Raw genomic sequence first — 19,043 nt, 5'->3', positions numbered from 1 at the left:
CTCAGTGCTTGATCGGCGGTGTCGCGTACGACGGGTCGGCTGCCTCGGCGCCCTTCACCGCGTGCCCGCCGAACTGGTTGCGCATCGCGGCGATCGCCTTCATCGCCGGCGAGTCGTCCTGCCGGGACGCGAAGCGGGCGAACAGCGATGCGGCGATGGCCGGCACCGGTACGGCGTTGTCGATCGCGGCCTCGACGGTCCAGCGGCCCTCGCCGGAGTCTTCGGCGTACCCGCGGATCTTGTCCAGGTGGGTGTCGTCCTTGAGCGCGTTCACCATCAGGTCCAGCAGCCAGGACCGGATCACGGTGCCCTCGCGCCAGGACTCGAACGTCTCCGGCACGTTGTCCACGATGTCCGCGGCCTCGAGCAGCTCGAAGCCCTCGGCGTACGCCTGCATGATCGCGTACTCGATGCCGTTGTGGACCATCTTCGAGAAGTGTCCGGCGCCGACCTTGCCGGCGTGCACGAAACCGAAGTCGCCCTCGGGCTTCAGTGCCTCGAAGATCGGCATCACGATGTCGACGGTCTCCTGGTCGCCGCCGCACATCAGCGCGTAGCCGTTCTCCAGGCCCCAGACACCGCCGGAGACACCGCAGTCGACGAAGCGGATGTCCTTCTCGGCGAGCTGGGCGGCACGACGGGTGTCGTCGGTCCAGCGGCTGTTGCCGCCGTCGATGACGATGTCGCCGGGGGAGAGCAGCTCGGCCAGCTCGGTGACGACCGGGTCGATCGCCTGCACCGGGACCATGATCCAGACCACCTTGGGCTGGTCGGTCGCGGTGAGCTTGCCGACCATGTCGGCCAGGTCCTTGGAGTCGGAGATGTCCTGGTTGTGATCGAATCCGACCACGGTGTGGCCCGCGTTCCGGATCCGCTGGCGCATGTTGCCGCCCATCTTGCCGAGACCGACAAGGCCGAGCTCCATCGTGAATCCCCTTGTTCTGTTGGTGTTCAGCTGTTCAGGCGGACCGGCATCAGCACGTAGCGGAACTCACTGATGGGTTCGCCGTCGAAGTCCCTCACACCGGTCAGTTCGGCCGGCTTCGTGGCCTGTGTGAAGGCCAGGTGCGCAACCGGCGTACCGATCGCACCGAGACCGTCGAGCAGGTACGTCGGATTGAAGCCTACGGTCACCGGCTCGCCGACGACCCGCGCCTCGAGCGACTCGGACGCCTGCGCCTCGTCGCCGCTGCCGGCGTCGAGCGTCACGGTGTCCTCCTCGAAGGTCAGCCGGACCGGGGCGTTGCGCTCCGCGACGAGGGCGACGCGCTTGACCGCCTCGACGAGCGTCGCGGTGTCGATCCGGACCCGGGTGGCGATCGCCGCGTCGGTCGGGATGATGCCGCGAACCTTCGGGAACTCGCCGTCCAGCAACCGGGTGGTCGCACGGCGACTGCCACCGGCCACCTCGCCCTCGAAGCCGACGATGCCGTCACCGGTGCCGGGCGCGGCCAGCGAGACGATCACGTCCGAGCCGGTCATCGCCTTCGCGGTCTCCGACAGCACGCGCGCCGGAATCAGCGCGGCAGCCGAAGCATCGGGGGACTGCGGGTTCCACTCCAGCTCACGGATCGCCAACCGGTAGCGGTCGGTGGCCAGCAGGGAGATCGTGGAGCCCTCGATCTCGACCCGGACACCGGTCAGCACCGGCAGCGTGTCCTCGCGGCCGGCCGCGGTCACGACCTGTGAGACGGCCTGGGCGAAGACGTCGGCCTTCACCGTGCCGCTGGCCGCCGGAAGCTCCGGAAGGGCCGGATATTCCTCTGTGGGAAGCGTCTGGAGCGTGAAGCGCGAGCTGCCACAGGTGACCTGGACCTTCGCGCCGTCCACCGCGACGTCCACGGGCTGGTTCGGAAGACTCTTGGAGATGTCGGCGACGAGCCGGCCGGAGATCAGGCACTTGCCGGCATCGGCCACCTGCGCGGGGACCGTGACCCGGACCGAGGTCTCGTAGTCGAAGCCGGACAGGGTGATCTGCCCGTCCTCGGCCTCGACCAGAAGGCCGGCAAGGATCGGAACGCTGGGACGACTGGGCAAACTGCGCGCGGCCCAGGCCACCGACTCGGCCAGTACGTCGCGCTCGACGCGAAACTTCACCGCTGGGTGCCTCCTGTTTCGGCTGTGTGCCAGGCAGATCCTGCCACGGACAAAGGTGCTGTGCGCCCATCGGGCCTGACGTGGCGCTTCGGGCGGGTCGCGTCGGCGTCGTTCCTGTTCGGCCGCGAACTGCTGTTCGCGGTGTTACGGGAACAGCCTGACAGGTCCTGCAAGCCGGCGCGAGATCGGGGTTTTCCCCAGATCGGGCCGCTCGATCGTTTTGTGGCCTTCGATCTCTCTACAGATTCCATAGTGTTCTTCGCACCGGTGGATACTGTGGAAAAGCGCCGAGTTCGCAGGTCAGACCCTGTTTTGGCCTGGGGACGCCGTGTGGACGACGCTCGCTTGTGCTGGGGACGGCCGTGGACGGCGAAATCTGTCCCCACAGGCGATCCACACCCCAACCGGACCTTTCCACGGCGATACCCACAGTTTTCCACAGCTGTGTCCCCAGCCTGTGTGGTTATTGCTGCTTCGCTTGGTGCTTGATTCGGTTGGTCAGTTCGGTGACCTGATTGAAGACGCTGCGCCGTTCCGACATCAGTTGCCGGATCTTCCGTTCGGCGTGCATCACCGTCGTGTGGTCGCGGCCGCCGAACTGCTGACCGATCTTCGGCAGCGACAGATCGGTCAGCTCGCGGCAGAGATACATAGCGATCTGACGGGCCGTCACGAGCACCCGGCTGCGGCTCGAACCGCACAGGTCGTCGATCGAAAGACCGAAGTACGACGCGGTCTGGCCCATGATCATGCTCGCGGTCACCTCGGGCTTGCTGCCTTCGGGGATCAGGTCCTTCAGCACGATCTCGGCGAGGCTCAGGTCGACCGGTTGCCGGTTCAGGCTGGCGAACGCGGTGACCCGGATCAGGGCGCCCTCGAGCTCACGGATGTTCGTCTGCACCTTCGACGCGATGAACTCCAGCACCTCCGGCGGCGCCGTCAGCCGCTCGGTGGCGGCCTTCTTCCGCAGGATCGCGATCCTGGTCTCGAGGTCGGGCGGCTGGATGTCGGTGATCAGGCCCCACTCGAACCGGTTCCGCAGCCGGTCCTCCAACGCCTCCAGCCGTTTCGGCGCACGGTCGGAGCTGATCACGATCTGCTTGTTCGCGTTGTGCAGCGTGTTGAAGGTGTGGAAGAACTCTTCCTGGGTCTGGATCTTGCCTTCCAGGAACTGGATGTCGTCGATCAGCAGTACGTCGACGTCGCGGTACCGGCGCTGGAACTGGGACGCCTTGTCGTCGCGGATCGCGTTGATGAAGTCGTTGGTGAACTCTTCGCTGGAGACGTACCGCACGCGAGCGCCGGTATAGAGACTGCGGACGTAGTGCCCGATCGCGTGCAGCAGGTGGGTCTTGCCCAGACCGGAGTCGCCGTAGATCAGCTGCGGGTTGTACGCCTTGCCCGGTGCCTCGGCGACAGCGACCGCGGCCGCGTGTGCGAAGCGGTTCGAGCTACCGATGACGAACGTCTCGAAGGTGTACTTCGGGTTCAGCCGAGCTTCACCCTGCGCTTCGGTGGCCGACTGCGTCGAGCCGTTCGGCGGCGGGGCGACCGATCCGAGCGGCTGGCCGAACGAGGACTGTTGCGGCTGCTGCTGATAGTGCTGCGGCGCTTGGGCCGGCTGGCTGAACTGGTTGTCCGGGTCGGTCAGGGCGGACTGGATGGTCGGCTGGAACGCGCCGTCGGTACGGAGCGGTTCGCGTACGGCGGGTTGCTGCTGAACCGGCTGCATCGGTTGCTGCTGCATCGGCTGCTGTTGTGGCGCGTGCTGGGAGTGCTGTTGTGGCTGCTGCACCGGCTGCTGGGTGTACTGCGGTTGCTGGGCAGCCTGCTGCTCGCGGAGTTCCGGGTCGAGCGACGGGTCGACGGTGACGGCGATCCGGATGTCGCGACCGAAGCTCTCGGTGAGGATCCGCTCGAGGTCGGGGCGGAGGCGCGTCTCGAGCTGACCGCGGGTGAAGTCGTCGGGTACGGCGACGATCGCGGTGCTCTCGTGCAGCGTCACCGGACGCGAGTTGGTCAGCCAGGCCCGCTGGTTTGGCGGCAAGCCGGCAAGCACCCGAGCCCAAGCGTCCCCAAGATCGGTAACCGCCGCCACCTGCCCCTGCTGCGGCTGCCCCTGCTGGGGTGCGTGTTGCTGAGGGGCTTGCTGTTGCGGCGTCTGCTGTTGCGGGGCCGGCTGCTGTGAGCTGGGCTGCTGCGGAGCTGGCTGCTGGTGACTGGGCTGCTGGGTGTACTGCGGTTGCTGGGCCGGCTGCTGGTATCCGGGCTGCTGCGGCACGTGCTGCTGAGGTGGCTGCTGAGCAGAAGGCTGCGGCACCTGCTGCTGCGGGACCTGCTGCTGAGCCACGTGTTCTTGCTGTGTCACATGCTCTTGCGGTGCGTTGTGCTCAGCCTGCTGCTGGTCAGGCGTGTGCTCGGCGGGCGCCTGCTGAGTCGGCACCTGGAGCTCGGGGACCTGGTGGTCCTGCGGGCGCTGCTCCGGGAGCTGTGCCTCGGGGAAGAGTTGGTCGCTGGCCGGCTCTGGAGCTGCGGGCTCAGGGAGAGTGTTCTCGGCTGGAGGGTGTTCGGCAGTCGGGTGCGCGGCCGCGCTCTCCTGCGTTGGCCGGTTGTCGGGTGACCACTGGTTGGTGGCTGCATCGTCCACACGTGCCTCCCCCTCGATGGGTACCGCGCTTGGTGCATTGCCGCCGCCAGTACCCCAATCCGCCGTACCCCAGGCGTTGCTCGCACCGGGGTACTGGTTGACGGCCGGCGCCGCACCGAAGTACGTCGTACCTGCCGTGGACTGAGGTGGGCCGGACGGAAGATCAGTGGCTGCGCGCTCCAGGTCGGAGCGGTAGCCGTAGGGAGACGTGGGCGGCGCGGGGCGGTACCCCGCGGCCGGCGGCTCGGGCATCGGGATCGGGAGCGACGGGCTCAGATAGTCGCCCGGGTCCATCCGTGGTGTCGGCGTCGGCGTCTGGGCCGGTGCCGGGGTTGGTGCCGGCGGCTGCAGTGGTGTCACCGGTCCGGTCTCGGCGCGAGGCAGCGGCTCCGGCACGGGCCGGACCTCCGTGCGGAAGTTCGCCTCGGGCTCGGGACGGATGTCGGCGTTGGGTTCGGGCCGAAGATCCTGCCGGCCGTCCGCGCCGTACTCCGCCCGGTACTCGGCCGTGAATTCCACCGGTGTGAATTCCGCACTGGCGGAATGGTCCTCGACCACGCGTTGCTCCCCGATTTCGTCGCTGCGGTGGCCGGCGCGATCCGGAGTTGATCCCGAGCTGCGCGACCGTTCGACCCGACCACCGTACGGTCTCTGTCCACACGGTTGTCCACAGTTGTGAACGACCGCCGGAGCAGGTTGGTTACCGATCGCGGGGTGTGGGACCTCTGGTGTGAGGGAGTGACGCTAACAAGTCCGAGCAGGCACCTTCAAGCCGTCATCCACAGGCTATGAACAGCAAATTGGGGGCAACCTGCGGCGTGTCGGGTGGACGCCGGAGCGTAGTCGTGGTTCGAAATCGCTCTCTGTCGTCGTTCCGGTCGGACAGTGACGAACACCGGCCCGATCGGTTGCCCACTATCCTGTCCACAAGCCTGTGGAAAAGTCTGGGGATACCTGGTTTGACCTGTCCACAAGGAGCCACGTACCGTGGATCGGTCGGCTGTTGAGCCGGCCGTTTCGTGCTGCGCTCCCTGCGGGACCTGTTCTCTGGTTCTCCGACGGTGTGCAGGACAGGCACCTTGGACAGATCCAATCAGTGGATTTGTCGACATTTTGTGTTCTCGAGTAACCGGAGTCATTCCAGTGAGCAAGCGGACGTTCCAGCCGAACAACCGTCGTCGGCACAAGAAGCACGGCTTCCGTCTTCGGATGCGTACCCGTGCGGGTCGCGCGATCATCGCCGCCCGCCGTGGCAAGGGTCGTCAGCGCCTCGCGGCCTGAGCGCCCCATTTGACGGTGACCACCTCGTGTTGCCCGCGTCGAACCGGTTGCGCCGGTCCGACGACTTCCGTCGCGCCGTCCGGTCCGGACGGCGCGCGGCGCGACGCGTGGTGGTTCTGCATGTGCTGGCGCAGGCCGGTGAAGCCGGCCCCGCGCGCGTCGGATTCGTTGTGAACAAGGCGGTGGGCAACGCGGTTCTGCGGAACCGGGTCCACCGCCGTCTGCGTGCTGTCATGGCCACGCGGCTGTCCGACCTCCCGGCCGGTAGCTTGACCGTCGTCCGCGCACTCCCGTCGTCCGCTGCGGCGTCGTACGACGAGCTCGCGACCGATGTCGACGGCGCCCTGGGCCGGGTGCTGCGGCCATGATGCGTATCAATCCCGCACGCAGCGGGATCATCGGTTTCCTGAAGTTGTACCGGCTGTTGATCAGTCCGCTGTACGGGCAGGTCTGCAGGTTCTACCCGAGTTGTTCGGCGTATGCCTTGGAAGCGGTCGAACGCCACGGTGCGGTGCGCGGTAGCTGGCTGGCGGGGAGACGACTCCTTCGCTGCCACCCGTGGAACCCCGGAGGCTACGACCCCGTTCCTCCCAGAGATGTCGACCAGCGCGGAGAGTCTCTCTCCGCCAACCAGCCCGGACCGTCAGCCGACGCCGGGCCTGTGCAGCGAGGTGTGTGAGTGACTCTTCTGGCCATCCCCGGGCTCGCGGTGTGGGACGGGATCGTAGACCTGTTCAACACGGTGATGACGCCGCTGTACTGGGCCGTATCGGCACTGCTGGTCGGGTGGCACTGGCTGCTCAGCCAGGTGCTCGACCCGAACGGCGGTTGGGCCTGGGCGCTCTCGATCGCCGGCCTGACGATCGTCATCCGGACCCTGCTGATTCCGCTGTTCGTCCGGCAGATCCGCTCCAGCCGGAACATGCAGCTGCTGCAGCCGAAGATGAAGGAGCTGCAGAAGAAGTACGGCCACGACCGGGAGAAGCTCGGTCAGGAAATGATGAAGCTGTACAAGGAGACCGGGACCAACCCGTTCTCCTCGTGCCTGCCGCTGCTGCTGCAGTCGCCGATCTTCCTGGCCCTGTTCCGCGTGCTCGACTACGCGTCGAAGGGCAAGACGCACAGCAGCATCATGGACCCGCACGTCCAGTCGCTGCAGCACGCGAAGATCTTCGGCGCCGAGATCTCGCAGACCTTCCTGAAGGCGAACGGCGACGGCGCCGGCAACGTCAAGGTCGTCGCGATCGTGCTGATCATCCTGATGACGGCGACGATGTTCACGACGCAGCTTCAGCTGATGCGCAAGAACATGCCGAAGGAGGCCCTCACCGGCCAGGCCGCGCAGATGCAGAAGATCATGCTGTACGTCTTCCCGATCTTCTTCCTCATCGGTGGCTTCAACTTCCCGATCGGTGTGCTGATCTACTGGTTCGTCTCCAACGTGTGGACCATGGGCCAGCAGTTCTACGTGATCCGCCGCAACCCCGCTCCGGGCACTCCGGCGTACGACGCGATGCAGGCCCGCAAGCGCGAGGCGAACGTGCGTCACGGCCGGTCGGCCGACGAGGGCGTTCCGGGTACGGCGGATGCGGAGACCGACACCGACACCACGGACCGTCGTCCGGCGCAGCGGCAGCAGCCGAAGCGGCAGTCGCGCAGCGACCGGAAGACCACCGGTCCGGCGGGAGGTGGCGCGGCGGCGTCGGACAACGGCCAGGCGTCCTCGTCCGCTCCGGAGGACACTCCGCGGCCGCAGGACACTCCGAAGAAGACTCAGGCCGGTGCTGCCAAGAAGCAGCCGGCCGGCAAGAAGGGTACGGGAGCCAAGCGCCAGCCCGCGGCGAAGTCGGCCGCGCAGAAGAAGGCGGCGCAGAAGCGCTCCGGCGGTTCGCGCTGACCGCGTACCCCGAGTCCCCTTTTTGCCTGTGAATGCCCCGGGTCCCCGTGAGGCGGATCCCGACATTGTGAAGGAGTGGCCGTGACTGACGGCATGCAGAACACCGACACGGCGGAGGAGTCCGCCGGTACGAACTCCGGTGACGACCGCCTGAAGGCGCTCGAGGCCGAGAGCGATATCGCTGCGGACTACCTCGAGGAGTTGCTCGACATCGCCGATCTCGACGGCGACATCGACATGGACATCGATGGGGACCGCGCCGCTGTCTCCATCGTCGGCGCCGAACTGAACAACCTGGTCGGCGAGAACGGGAAGGTGCTGGAGGCTCTCCAGGAGCTGACCCGGCTGGCGGTGTACCGGGAGACCGGTGAGCGGTCGCGGCTGATGCTCGACGTGTCGAACTACCGGGCCAACCGGAAGGCCGAACTCGAAGAGGTCGGGCGCAAGGCGGTCGAGGAGGCGAAGGCCACCGGCACCCCGGTGCGGCTGGACCCGATGACGCCGTTCGAGCGCAAGGTCGTCCACGACGTCGTCGCGGCCGCCGGTCTGACGTCGGAGTCCGAGGGTGAAGAGCCCCGGCGCCGCGTGGTGATCCAGCCATGACGATGCCGCAATGAAGGACGTTTCACGTGAAACACCGCCGCTCGTGGACAAGCTGTTTCCACGGGCGGCGGTGCCGCTTTCGGTGTACGCCGAGTTGCTGGCCACCGAGGGGACTCTCCGAGGACTGATCGGCCCGCGGGAGGTGCCGCGGCTCTGGGACCGGCACCTGCTGAACTGTGCCGTCGTCGAGCGCCTGATCCCGGAGGAGTCATCGGTCGCCGACGTCGGCACCGGTGCCGGCCTGCCCGGCATCGTGCTGGCGATCGTCCGTCCGGATCTGCAGGTCGACCTCATCGAGCCGTTGCTGCGACGCACCACCTTCCTCGAGGAAGCAGTCGACACGCTCCAGCTCGAGAATGCGACCGTCGTACGAGCGCGGGCCGAGGATCTGCCGCCGGCGTCGTACGACGTGGTGACCTCTCGAGCGGTCGCTCCGTTGGCAAAATTGGCCAGGTGGTGTCTGCCGCTGTGTGTCGAGGGCGGACTCATGCTGGCGATAAAAGGGGCGTCTGCAGAGGAGGAACTGGACGCCTCAGAGCGCGATTTGATGAAGCTCGGCGCAGAGCTTTGTCATATTCACCAACTCGGCGGCGATGAACTGGCCAACCCCACGACTGTGGTGAGTATTGTGGCCGGACGTGCTGCAGGGGGATCCCGGCACGGAAGACACGGGAGGTGAGCGGGTTGGTGAGTCGTGCCCTCGGATGGCCCGAGAAGAGCACCGGCGTGCCGACGTCCTCACAGGGCATCGGCTGGCCGACCGAACCGGATTCCGCTGTTCGTGTGGTGAGTCAAGAACCCGCTCCCGCCCCGGCACAGACCTCTTCGACACCGGCTGCCGAGCAGCCGCCACTGTCGCCGCCGATCGACACCTCGGGACTTCAGGCCGCTGCGGCAGCCGGTCTCGACAGTCTGGTGAGCGACGATCCGGCGTCCGTTTCACGTGAAACGCCGGACATGCGGGATGATGGTTCCGGGCCCGACTCGGCGTCGCTGGTGGACGTCGAGCCGGACCTTTCGGAGTCTCCACCGCCTGTGGATGACGACCGCATGAAACTGCCCCCGCAGACGGGAATTCGTCCACAGAAGCCTGTGGACGGAGCTGGGGGTAGACCCGCCCCGACCCCTACCGACATCCTCTTCGGGCCAAGTCCCGCACCTATTGGAATGGGCGCTATGACTGCCGCACAGATCGCCGCGCGGGCCACGTCGGACGAGCTTCAGCGACGACTCCTCGAGACTCCGATCGCCGCCGCGACCGAACGGACCCTGCTGGTGAATGAAGGACGCACGATGGGCCGCGAGTTCCCGCTGCCCGACCAGACCCGAGTCTTCGTCGTCGCCAACCAGAAGGGTGGAGTCGGCAAGACCACGACGACGGTCAACGTCGCAGCCGGCCTCGCTCTGTACGGCGCGAAGATCCTGGTCATCGATCTCGACCCGCAGGGCAACGCCTCGACGGCGCTGGGTATCGACCACGCCGAAGGTACGCCGGGGGTGTACGAGGCGGTCATCGAAGGTGAGCCGCTCGGCAAGCTGATCCAGCCGTGCGCGGAACACCCTGGGATCCAGGTGATCCCGGCAACGATCGACCTGGCCGGCGCGGAGATCGAGCTCGTCAGCCTGGTGGCGCGGGAGAGCCGGCTGAAGACCGTGCTCGAGGCCTACCTGGCCGAGACCGAGGCCGCCGGTGAGAAGTACGACTACGTCTTCATCGACTGCCCGCCGTCGCTCGGCCTGCTGACGGTGAACGCGCTGACCGCGGCGCGCGAGGTGCTCGTCCCGATCCAGAGCGAGTACTACGCACTGGAGGGGCTTTCGCAGCTGCTTCGCCACATCAACATGGTGAAGTCGCACCTGAACCCCGGTCTCGACGTGTCGACGATCCTGCTGACCATGTACGACGCCCGCACGAAGCTGGCAGGCGAAGTCGCCGCGGAGGTGCGTGGGCACTTCAAGGACGCCGTACTGCGGACCGCCGTGCCGCGCTCGGTGCGAATCTCGGAAGCTCCGAGCCACGGGCAGACCGTGCTCGCGTACGACCCGGCGTCGGCCGGTGCACTGTCCTATCTCGAGGCGTCCCGCGAGATCGCGATGCGGAACAACGCCTGACGCGCCCGTTTCACGTGAAACGGGACACGGGGGCCGGTACGGGAGTAGCGGAGTCCGGTGTGCGTTGTGGTAGGCCAGCAGTAGCTCAGCAGGATGTCGACCTCGAGGGAGCGCGATGAACACCCGACTCGGACGCGGACTTGGTGCGCTGATCCCCAGCTCGCCGGCGCCTGGCACCACGACTCTGGGCAGCAAGTCGAACTCGATCCCGGGCGCACCCCCGGTGGCGATTTCGACGGAGCCGCAGGGACCGGAGTTGGCCGCGGTCCCCGGTGCCTCGTTCGCGGAGATCGACGTCGACAAGATCACGCCGAACCCGAAGCAGCCGCGGACGGTCTTCGACGAGGAGGCGATGGAGGAGCTCGTCCACTCCGTCAAGGAGATCGGTCTCCTGCAGCCGATCGTCGTACGTCGGCTCGAGGGCGACTCGTACGAGCTCGTCATGGGCGAGCGGCGCTGGCGGGCGACGCAGCAGGCCGGGCTCGCGACGATCCCGGCGATTGTGCGGGACACGTCGGACGACGCGATGCTGCGGGACGCGCTCCTGGAGAACCTGCACCGGAGCCAGCTGAACCCGCTGGAAGAAGCGGCGGCGTACCAGCAGATGCTCGACGACTTCGGGTGCACCCAGGAGGTCCTCGCGACGAGGATCGGGCGGTCGCGGCCACAGATCTCCAACACGCTGCGGCTGCTGAAGTTGCCGGCTTCTGTTCAGCGGCGCGTCGCGGCTGGTGTGCTGTCCGCCGGCCACGCGCGGGCGCTGCTCGGTCTTCCGAGCGGGGACGCGATCGAACGGCTCGCGCAGCGGATCGTTGCCGAGGGACTCTCGGTGCGGACGGTCGAGGAGATCGTTGCGCTCGGCGACATGAACGCCGAGGACCCGACCCCGGCGCGCCGCCGGAACAAGCCGGTCGCGCCGCGGCTGGTCGACTTGGCCGACCGGCTCTCCGATCGCTTCGAGACCCGGGTCAAGGTCGACCTCGGCAAGACCAAGGGCAAGATCACCGTCGAGTTCGCCTCCGTGGACGACCTGGAGCGCATCGTCAGCCTGATGGACCCCAGCAAGTCCACCGACGCCTGACATCCCCCGGGCCTCACAGCTTTGTCGGTGGGCGCTGGTAGACCTTGGTGTCCACCCGTCCAGCGAACCCGGGGGAGGATACAGTGCAGAAGCGACCGCGCGTGGTCGTCAACGTGGGGGCGAGTGTCGACGGCAAGGTCGCGCTCACCCGGAACGCGCTCCTGATGCATCAGCCGAGTTCGGAGCTGTGGGGATCGATGACGCCGGAGGCACCGGATTCGGTCGCGATCGACGTCATCGAGGTGGTCAGGCAGCAGTATGGCTGCAATGCCGTCCTGGAGGGCAGCGGGAGCCTGGTGAGCGAGGAGGAGATCCCCGCTCAGCTGCCCACGTACGACGGCGACCCGATCGGGCTCTACGAGGACTTCCTTCCGGCGGAGGTCATCGAGCAGCGGACGCCGGCGCACATGTGGTTCACGGTCGTCGACAGTCGTGGACGGGTGCGCTGGACGGAACGACATGAGAATTGGGACGCACTGGTCCTGGTGGCGCAGTCGACTCCGGCGGACTATCTCGGGTACCTACGTCGGGAACGGATCTGCTATCTCGTTGTCGGCGAAGAGCGCGTCGATCTGAGCCGAGCGGTGGCCGCGATGGGAACCGAACTTGGCATCACGTGCATTCTGTCGGCGGCGGGCGGTGGCTTGAACGGTGCGCTGTTGCGGGCCGATCTGATCGACGAACTGCACTTGACGCTGGCGCCTGCGCTGGTCGGTGGACTCGGGACTCCGTCGGTGATGGACGGGTCGCCACTCGCGGTCGGTGAGCCTCCGACGCGACTGGAGTTACTCTCGGCGCAGACGGACGCCGCCGGCGCCGTGCGCCTCCACTACGCCGTACGGCGGAGCTGACTTGAGGGCCAACGGGCCGTGATCGGGGTTGCTGGGGGAGCTCTCAGGGGCTTCGGCGTCCGGAATCACAGGGATGTAAGTTCGTCGAAGGCGCTTAGGATCGCGCTCACAGAGCTAGTTCGTAGTGCGAAGTAGTGCAATAGATCGCCAGGGAGATATGTCGACAAATCAATGTCGGCATCGACCAGGCAATGTTTCATGTGAAACATTGCCTGCGGTCCGGACGGACCGCTCGGTGGCTTTAGCGGCCGAGGAGTTCGTGGGTGGTTTTGCGTTCGGCGTAGAACGAGAGGAACGGGATCGTTCCGGCGACGGCCATCAGGACCAGGCGCGGGAAGGACCAGCGGACCCGGCGGAAGAGGTCGAACGTGCCGAGGAGGTACACGACGTACAGGAAGCCGTGCAGCGGGCCGACCACGTTCATCGCGGCGGGGTTGTCGCCCAGGTACTTCAGTGGCATCGCGACGAAGAGCAGTACGAGCAGCATCACGCCGACGACGTACGCGATCACGCGATAGCGGGTCAGCGCGCCGCGGACGGCCGGGGTGAGCGGCTGCGAGCCGGTGGAGGTGGCGGGGTCGGCAGAGGAAGTCACGCTGAAACGGTACCGCTTGACTCCACAGCCTCTCCGGCGCGGTCACCCGAACTCGAATCCTCTTCGTCGGGTTCGCGGTGGGCGTCCAGGACCATGCGGCCCCACATCCAGAGGGTGAAGGCGGCGAAGATCCACCACTGCACGGCGTAGGCGACGTTCCGCAGGCCGGCGTGGTCCGTCGGGGGTGGGGGCGGTACGACGACCGCGGGTGCAGGGGACGGCACGACGCCTGAGTCCACAGCGGACTGCACAACGAACGCGTCGTACACCCGATAGCTCACGAGGTGCACGATCGTCGGGATCCGCAGCGACGACAACACTCGTCCCTTGGCCGCGTCGTCCGACGAGTCCTCGGCCTCGGACGCCACCACGGACCCGCTCAACCGCACCGGGCCGGAGGGCGCCGTGACGGCCGGATCAGAAGGCGAAGCGACCCACCCGCGGACGATCATCACCGCGTCGGTGCCAGACAGCTTCAACGGCGAGACGACCCACAGTCCAGCCCGCCCGTCCTGCAGGCGGTCGGCGATGAGGACCTGGTCCGCGGCCGGACCCCAGGTGCCGTCGACGGTCACTCGGCGACCGACAGCCTTCGACGGAAGCCCTTCGTCGATCGAGAACAACGACTGCAGTGCGACCGGTGGTGCGGCAGCGCGCTGCGCGGTGGCGTCGGCCGTCTTCGAGCGATACACGCCCAGTTGCCACACGCCCATGATGGTCATGACCGATGCGATCGCCAGGGCGAGCAGGAGAAGGCCGGACCACCGAGGTGCCAGAGCCGTCCGCCACAGCGGCCGAGCAGAACCGGGCATGGGTACTTCTCAGCGGGCTGCTGCGGTGGCGAGCAGGTCGCGGCAGAGCACGCCGAGCTCGATCCCGGCTGCCTCGGCGGCCAGCGGGACGAGTGACGTCTCAGTCATTCCGGGCGCCACGTTCACCTCGAGGAACCACGGCACACCGGCCGCGTCCACCACGAGGTCAGTCCTGGACAGGTCGCGCAGCCCCAGCGCCTGGTGCGCCTGCACAGCGGCTGCAGCGCACGCACCGGCGGCCTCAGGCTCCAGTCGCGCAGGAACGATGAACTGCGTCGCTCCAGCCGTGTAGCGCGCCTCGTAGTCGTAGAACCCCGAGTCCGGCCGGATCTCCACAGCAGGCAGCGCCCGCGGTCCGTCGCCGACGTCGACGACCGTCACGGCCACCTCGGTCCCGTCGATGTACTGCTCGATCAACGCGACCGGACCATACGCATAGCAGTTCACCATCGCCGACGGCAGTTCCTCGGCCGATCGCACGATCGACGCACCCAGCGCCGAACCGCCCCGCGCCGGCTTCACGACCAGCGGCAGTCCGACCTGCTGGATCACTGCCTCCATCAGCGCAGCGGCACCCAGTTCGCGGAACGTGTCATGCCCAAGCACAACCGACGCGGGCGTGTGCAGTCCCGCAGCGCCGACGACCGTGGCGGCCACGGGCTTGTCGAACGCCGTACGGCACGCTGCTGCGTCGGCTCCGACGTACGGAACGCCGTACAGGTCGAGGACCTGGCGGAGTGCGCCGTCCTCGCCGGTGACGCCGTGCAGGACGGGGAAGACCGCGTCCGGGGGATCCTGGCGCAGACGATCGACCAGGGACGCGTCGACGTCGCGCTGTTCGACCTCCACGCCGACACTGCGCAGGGCGTCCGCCACTCGGCGGCCGGACCGCAGCGAGACGTCCCGCTCGTGCGACAGTCCACCTGCCAGTACCAGCACTCGACCCAGATCACTCATCACAAATATCCCGATCACTCGTGGGCGACTCCGGCACGGTCGCCGGTCCCGAGGCCCACTGGAACGGTACCCCTACCGATTCACCGACCCCTGATCGCCCGCAGGTCCTTGCGCAACCTTTGCGAACCGGAGCTAGCTCAGTTCTGGCCCTGGGGCGTCGTAGCCGTGGCCGGCGCCTGGTGTGAGCGGGCCGAACGTGTGCCGGAGCTCGAGCTCCTCGTTGATCACCGCGGCGAGCCTGCCGACGCCTTCGGTGATGCGCTCCGGCGTCGGATGACAGTACGACAGCCGCATGCACTGGGAGCCGAAACCGTCGGCGAAGAAGGCCGTTCCGGGCACGTACGCGACCCGCGCCGTGACCGCCCGGGGCAGCATCGCCTTCGCGTCCAGCCCTTCCGGCAACGTCAGCCAGACGTAGAACCCGCCCCGCGGCCGCGTCCAAGTGGTTGCCGCTGGCATCTTCTCCGTCAACGCCGCGAGCATCGCGTCCCGGCGCTCGCGGTACATCTCCCGGAACTGCTTCACCTGGCCCATCCAGTCGTGCCGGACCAGGTACGACGAGATGGCGAGCTGACTGAACGTCGGCGGGCACAGCGTCGCGGACTCCTGCGCCAGCACGAGTTTCTCCCGTACGGCGTGCGGCGCGACGGCCCAGCCGACCCGGAACCCGGGCGCGAACGTCTTCGAGAACGAGCCGAGGTAGATGACGCCTTCGCGATCCGCCGCGCGCAGCGCCTTCTGCGGCTCACCCTCGAACCCGAGCAACCCGTACGGGTTGTCCTCGAGGATCAGCAGCTGGGCCTGCTGGCAGATCTCCAGCACCCGCGCCCGTCGCTCGTCGGACAGCGAAACCCCGGCCGGGTTGTGGAAGTTCGGGATCGTGTAGAAGAACTTGATCCGCTTGCCGGCCGCGCGCACCGACGCGATCGCCTGCTCCAGCGCCTCCGGTACGACGCCGTCGTCGTCCATCGCGACGTGCACGACCTCACACTGGTACGCACGGAAGACGCCGAGCGCGCCGACGTACGACGGAGCCTCGCAGATCACCACGTCGCCGGGATCGCAGAACACCCGCGTCACCAGGTCGACGGCCTGCTGGCTGCCGACCGTGACCACGACATCGTCCGGATGGGCCTCGATACCCTCCAGCCGCATGATGTCGCAGATCTGGTCGCGCAGCGTCGGGTCGCCCTGGCCGGAGCCGTACTGCATCGCGGTGGCGCCGTTGTCGGCCACCAGGTCGCGGACCGCGCCGCCGACCACGTCGAGCGGCAGTCCGCCGATGTTCGGCATGCCGCCGGCGAGGGACACCACCTCCGGCCGGCTGGCGACCGAGAACAGCGCTCTGATCTCCGATGCGGTCATGCCCTTGGTCCGGGCTGCATACGCCTCGACGTAGTTGTCGAGTCGGGTCTGCCGGACATCGGGCACGTCAGCACTCACGGGGGCCACTCCAACGGTGATCGAGGGGGAAGTCACCAGGTTACGTCGACAGACCCCAGTCGGGGCTGGGGATCGGCGTGACCTCTCACTACCATGCCTTATAGGGGCAGGTTCGACCATGCCGGAATCTGGCTGCTGAGACAGCCGGCCCGGCTGGTGCGACCTGAGAGGTGGACTCGGAAGGCGGATCAAGGATGAGCGTGGGCAGGACAGCCGGCTGGACGCTCGGTGGTTTGGTGCTGGGCGTGCTGGCGGGGTTCGCGGGCGAGCTGTTCAGGCGGCAACCCGCAGGGAAGGTGCAGCAGCGGTACGTCGCTCCTGAGGCGACCCGCACCACGGACGCGCGGACTCCGGCCCCCGTCCCCGAACCGGCGGCCGAACCAGCCGCCCGATGAGCGTGCGGGCGACACGCACCGTGACGAAACTAACAGCCTGTACGGCCGATCGGATGCGCTGATGGCCCGACGGGTGGAACCGCTGACGCTCGCCAATCTCGGCGAGCTTCCGGTGCCCTGCCGTGACTGTGTGTTCTGGCAACTGGACCCGGTGTCCGCGCGCCAGGCCGTCCGCAACGGTGACACCGGGCTGGAGAAGGAAGCCTGGCTGTCCCAGCTGCTGCTCGACTGGGGGACCGCCGGGATCGTGCTGTACGTCGACGACGAGCCGGCCGGGTTCGCGGTGTACGCGCCGGGGACGTACCTGCCCCGGATCCAGGCGTTTCCGACCGCACCCGTCAGCTCGGACGCCGTCGTCCTCGCGACGGGCCGGATCCTGCCGCGGTACCTGGGCCTCGGGCTCGGGAAGATCCTGGTCCAGGCGGTCGCCAAGGACGTGCTGAAGCGTGGCTTCCGCGCCGTGGAGGCGTTCGGGGACTCGCGGTGGGACGGGCCGGGATGTGTCTGGCCGACCGAGTTCCTGCGTGCGGTGGGCTTCGCAGTCGTGCGAGAGCACCCGCGCAATCCGCGGCTGCGGCTCGACCTGCGCTCCGCGATCACCTGGCGCAGTGAGATGGAGGCCGCCGTCGAGCGCCTGATGGGCGCGATCCGGCCGGAGCAGGCCCCGTCCGGGCCGGTGACGGTTCGGGACGCCCTGAGATCAGGCCCGGAGTAGCCCGATGGCTGTGCATATGCCGCGACTCCGTCGCGGCGGATCATGGGGCTGGAACTCCCGTCCTTCCCTCGTCGCTCCGGTCGCTTCGCTCCCTCCGCTCCTCAGTCCAGGACGGGAGGCCCCATGATCTGGCGGGCGCTGGCCGACGTAGTGATGATCGTGCACGGCGCCTTGCTGCTGTTCTTCGCAATCGGCGCGTTCCTCGCGTGGCGCTGGCCGAAGCTGATCTGGCTCCACCTCGGCATCGTGGTGTGGAACCTGGTGATCGTGCTGGTCGACTTCGGCTGCCCGGTGACCGCGACCGAGAAGTTCTTCCGCCGGGAGGGCGGCGAGAGCGTGTACACGGGCGGATACATCCAGCACTACCTCGACGGCAGGCTGTGGCCCGACGGTGCGACGCCGATCGCGGAGAAGGTCGGGTTCGTCCTGGTGGTGATCGGGTACGTCGGGTTCTTCGTCGTACGGCGCCGTACGAAGCTCAGGGGTGAGTCAGTGGGACCCCGGACGTGAGGTGGCGGCGGCCTCCTCATACTGGAGACGTGCCCATCGACGAGTACCTGGCTGCCCTGAGCAAGGAGCTCTGGGGGCCTCGGCGCCGCAAGGCGGATCTGCTGGCCGAGGCCCGCGACCACCTGACCGACGCCACCGAGGCCTTCGAGGCGGACGGGCTGGACAGGTACGACGCGGAGAAGCACGCGGTGGCCGAGTTCGGCACGCTCGAAGAGGTCGCGCCGGGCTACCGGGCCGAGCTGGCGGTCAGCCACGGCCGGCGGACTGCACTCCTGCTGTTCATGGCGTTGATCATCCAGCCGATCGTTTGGCGGCAAGGCGTCTGGGCGTGGACCCAGGACACGGCCGCGCCGGACTCGGTGAACCATCTCCTCCAGGTGCTGGTCCGCGCCGTCGGCACCGTGGTGATCGCCGGCTCCGTGCTCGCCGTGGTCGGGACCGGGATCGGATTGCGCCACCCGCTCGTCCGGGACAATGTCAGCCGAATCACAGCGATGTTCTCGCTCGCCGGCGCAGTCTCGGTCGGCCTCATCGGACTCGCGATGCCAGTGACCAGCAACAGCCCGATCGGATCACTTGATTTTGCCGTCGTCGGCGGTGTCGTCGTCCTGCCGATGGCCTTGGTTGCCGTACAGGCCGCCCGCGGCCTACGCCTGGCCCGGGCGTAGAACCCCTTCCACGACAGCGCGGAACGTCACCCACTCCTGCTTGCCTGAGGCAAGCATCTTCGTGCCGGCGCTGGTGAGCTGATACGTACGGCGTTTCCGCCCGCCGACCGTGCTCCACTCGCTGGCCAGGTAACCGGCGCGCTCGAGTCGCCGGAGCGCCGGGTACAGCGTGCCGGTGGGCAGATCGAGCTCGCCGCCGCTGCGCTCCAGCAACGCCTCCATGATCGCGTAGCCGTGCAGCGGTTCGTGCTCGACGACGGCCAGGATCATCGGGTCGAGGTGTCCACGCAGCGCATCCGCCTTCATGTAGCCAGTCTACTCATATGTCTGTTAGTGTCGAGAGGCAACATGTAGCCAATCTACTTATCAAGGATTCGCC

At 67.6% G+C, this 19,043-nt stretch carries 21 protein-coding genes; 13 read left to right on the top strand and 8 right to left on the bottom strand.

What is annotated here, in order from left to right; translation table 11 throughout:
• Position 1 precedes the first annotated feature (1 nt).
• From gnd to dnaA, 3 genes are all read right to left on the bottom strand, one after another.
• Positions 2–925: a phosphogluconate dehydrogenase (NAD(+)-dependent, decarboxylating) gene (gene gnd / locus EV649_RS27405; RefSeq protein WP_130386494.1), complete on the bottom strand. Its 924-nt coding sequence runs from the start codon at positions 923–925 to the stop codon at positions 2–4.
• Between the two features lie 26 nt (positions 926–951).
• Positions 952–2,097: a DNA polymerase III subunit beta gene (gene dnaN, locus EV649_RS27400; RefSeq protein ID WP_130386493.1), complete on the bottom strand. Its 1,146-nt coding sequence runs from the start codon at positions 2,095–2,097 to the stop codon at positions 952–954.
• A 463-nt stretch (positions 2,098–2,560) separates the two neighbouring features.
• On the bottom strand, positions 2,561–4,195 hold the full coding sequence (gene dnaA / locus EV649_RS27395) for a chromosomal replication initiator protein DnaA (RefSeq protein ID WP_130387150.1): 1,635 nt from the start codon (positions 4,193–4,195) through the stop codon (positions 2,561–2,563).
• A gap of 1,692 nt (positions 4,196–5,887) precedes the next feature.
• Here dnaA and rpmH point away from each other — a divergent pair.
• The 9 genes from rpmH to EV649_RS27350 all read left to right on the top strand — a co-directional run bounded on the left by rpmH (position 5,888) and on the right by EV649_RS27350 (position 12,569).
• Positions 5,888–6,025 carry a 50S ribosomal protein L34 gene (gene rpmH / locus EV649_RS27390; protein ID WP_130386492.1) on the top strand — a complete coding sequence of 46 codons (138 nt, stop codon included), beginning with the start codon at positions 5,888–5,890 and terminating at the stop codon, positions 6,023–6,025.
• A gap of 26 nt (positions 6,026–6,051) precedes the next feature.
• On the top strand, positions 6,052–6,393 hold the full coding sequence (gene rnpA, locus EV649_RS27385) for a ribonuclease P protein component (protein WP_130386491.1): 342 nt from the start codon (positions 6,052–6,054) through the stop codon (positions 6,391–6,393).
• Positions 6,393–6,704, top strand: coding sequence for a membrane protein insertion efficiency factor YidD (gene yidD / locus EV649_RS27380; protein ID WP_130386490.1), 312 nt, complete (start codon positions 6,393–6,395; stop codon positions 6,702–6,704). The genes rnpA and yidD overlap by 1 nt, the downstream gene beginning before the upstream one ends.
• Before the next feature lie 9 nt (positions 6,705–6,713).
• Positions 6,714–7,922: a membrane protein insertase YidC gene (gene yidC, locus EV649_RS27375; RefSeq protein ID WP_241998871.1), complete on the top strand. Its 1,209-nt coding sequence runs from the start codon at positions 6,714–6,716 to the stop codon at positions 7,920–7,922.
• Between the two features lie 93 nt (positions 7,923–8,015).
• Positions 8,016–8,525, top strand: coding sequence for a R3H domain-containing nucleic acid-binding protein (locus EV649_RS27370; RefSeq protein ID WP_130387149.1), 510 nt, complete (start codon positions 8,016–8,018; stop codon positions 8,523–8,525).
• Positions 8,526–8,535: 10 nt separating this feature from the next.
• A complete protein-coding gene (rsmG, locus tag EV649_RS27365) occupies positions 8,536–9,204 on the top strand; it encodes a 16S rRNA (guanine(527)-N(7))-methyltransferase RsmG (RefSeq protein WP_130386488.1) in 669 nt (222 codons plus the stop codon).
• A gap of 497 nt (positions 9,205–9,701) precedes the next feature.
• On the top strand, positions 9,702–10,637 hold the full coding sequence (locus tag EV649_RS27360) for an AAA family ATPase (protein ID WP_241998729.1): 936 nt from the start codon (positions 9,702–9,704) through the stop codon (positions 10,635–10,637).
• A 115-nt stretch (positions 10,638–10,752) separates the two neighbouring features.
• Positions 10,753–11,718 carry a ParB/RepB/Spo0J family partition protein gene (locus EV649_RS27355; RefSeq protein ID WP_130386487.1) on the top strand — a complete coding sequence of 322 codons (966 nt, stop codon included), beginning with the start codon at positions 10,753–10,755 and terminating at the stop codon, positions 11,716–11,718.
• Positions 11,719–11,801: 83 nt separating this feature from the next.
• Positions 11,802–12,569: a dihydrofolate reductase family protein gene (locus EV649_RS27350; RefSeq protein WP_157996326.1), complete on the top strand. Its 768-nt coding sequence runs from the start codon at positions 11,802–11,804 to the stop codon at positions 12,567–12,569.
• A 241-nt stretch (positions 12,570–12,810) separates the two neighbouring features.
• Here the strand turns inward: EV649_RS27350 and EV649_RS27345 are convergent, their stop codons facing one another.
• From EV649_RS27345 to EV649_RS27330, 4 genes are all read right to left on the bottom strand, one after another.
• Positions 12,811–13,164: a DUF3817 domain-containing protein gene (locus EV649_RS27345; protein ID WP_130386485.1), complete on the bottom strand. Its 354-nt coding sequence runs from the start codon at positions 13,162–13,164 to the stop codon at positions 12,811–12,813.
• Positions 13,161–13,976, bottom strand: a complete 816-nt coding sequence (locus tag EV649_RS27340) for an SURF1 family protein (protein ID WP_130386484.1) — start codon at positions 13,974–13,976, stop codon at positions 13,161–13,163. Before EV649_RS27340 ends, EV649_RS27345 begins: the two co-directional genes overlap by 4 nt.
• A gap of 9 nt (positions 13,977–13,985) precedes the next feature.
• A complete protein-coding gene (locus EV649_RS27335) occupies positions 13,986–14,933 on the bottom strand; it encodes a D-alanine--D-alanine ligase (RefSeq protein WP_130386483.1) in 948 nt (315 codons plus the stop codon).
• 132 nt (positions 14,934–15,065) lie between these two features.
• Entirely contained in the window at positions 15,066–16,376 is a 1,311-nt protein-coding gene (locus EV649_RS27330; protein ID WP_130386482.1) for a PLP-dependent aminotransferase family protein, read from the bottom strand.
• Positions 16,377–16,570: 194 nt separating this feature from the next.
• On the opposite strand from EV649_RS27330, the gene EV649_RS27325 reads away from it, so the two are divergent.
• The 4 genes from EV649_RS27325 (at position 16,571) to EV649_RS27310 (ending at position 18,664) form a co-directional block, all read left to right on the top strand.
• A complete protein-coding gene (locus EV649_RS27325; RefSeq protein WP_130386481.1) occupies positions 16,571–16,771 on the top strand; it encodes a hypothetical protein in 201 nt (66 codons plus the stop codon).
• A 61-nt stretch (positions 16,772–16,832) separates the two neighbouring features.
• Entirely contained in the window at positions 16,833–17,486 is a 654-nt protein-coding gene (locus EV649_RS27320) for a GNAT family N-acetyltransferase (protein ID WP_130386480.1), read from the top strand.
• 123 nt (positions 17,487–17,609) lie between these two features.
• The gene (locus tag EV649_RS27315; RefSeq protein WP_130386479.1) at positions 17,610–17,996 is read left to right on the top strand and encodes a DUF2784 domain-containing protein; all 387 of its coding nucleotides are present in this window, start codon (positions 17,610–17,612) and stop codon (positions 17,994–17,996) included.
• 29 nt (positions 17,997–18,025) lie between these two features.
• On the top strand, positions 18,026–18,664 hold the full coding sequence (locus EV649_RS27310) for a permease prefix domain 1-containing protein (protein ID WP_198682728.1): 639 nt from the start codon (positions 18,026–18,028) through the stop codon (positions 18,662–18,664).
• Here EV649_RS27310 and EV649_RS27305 read toward each other — a convergent pair.
• Complete coding sequence (locus EV649_RS27305) at positions 18,644–18,970, bottom strand: helix-turn-helix transcriptional regulator (RefSeq protein WP_130386477.1); 327 nt, start codon at positions 18,968–18,970, stop codon at positions 18,644–18,646. The two genes, EV649_RS27310 and EV649_RS27305, sit on opposite strands and share 21 nt — an antisense overlap.
• Between the last annotated feature and the right edge of the window lie 73 nt (positions 18,971–19,043).

It is taken from the genome of Kribbella sp. VKM Ac-2569 (assembly GCF_004216905.1).
Lineage (GTDB): Bacteria > Actinomycetota > Actinomycetes > Propionibacteriales > Kribbellaceae > Kribbella.
Note: the sequence above shows the minus strand (reverse complement) of the source record. Positions and strands in the feature narration are given on the sequence as shown.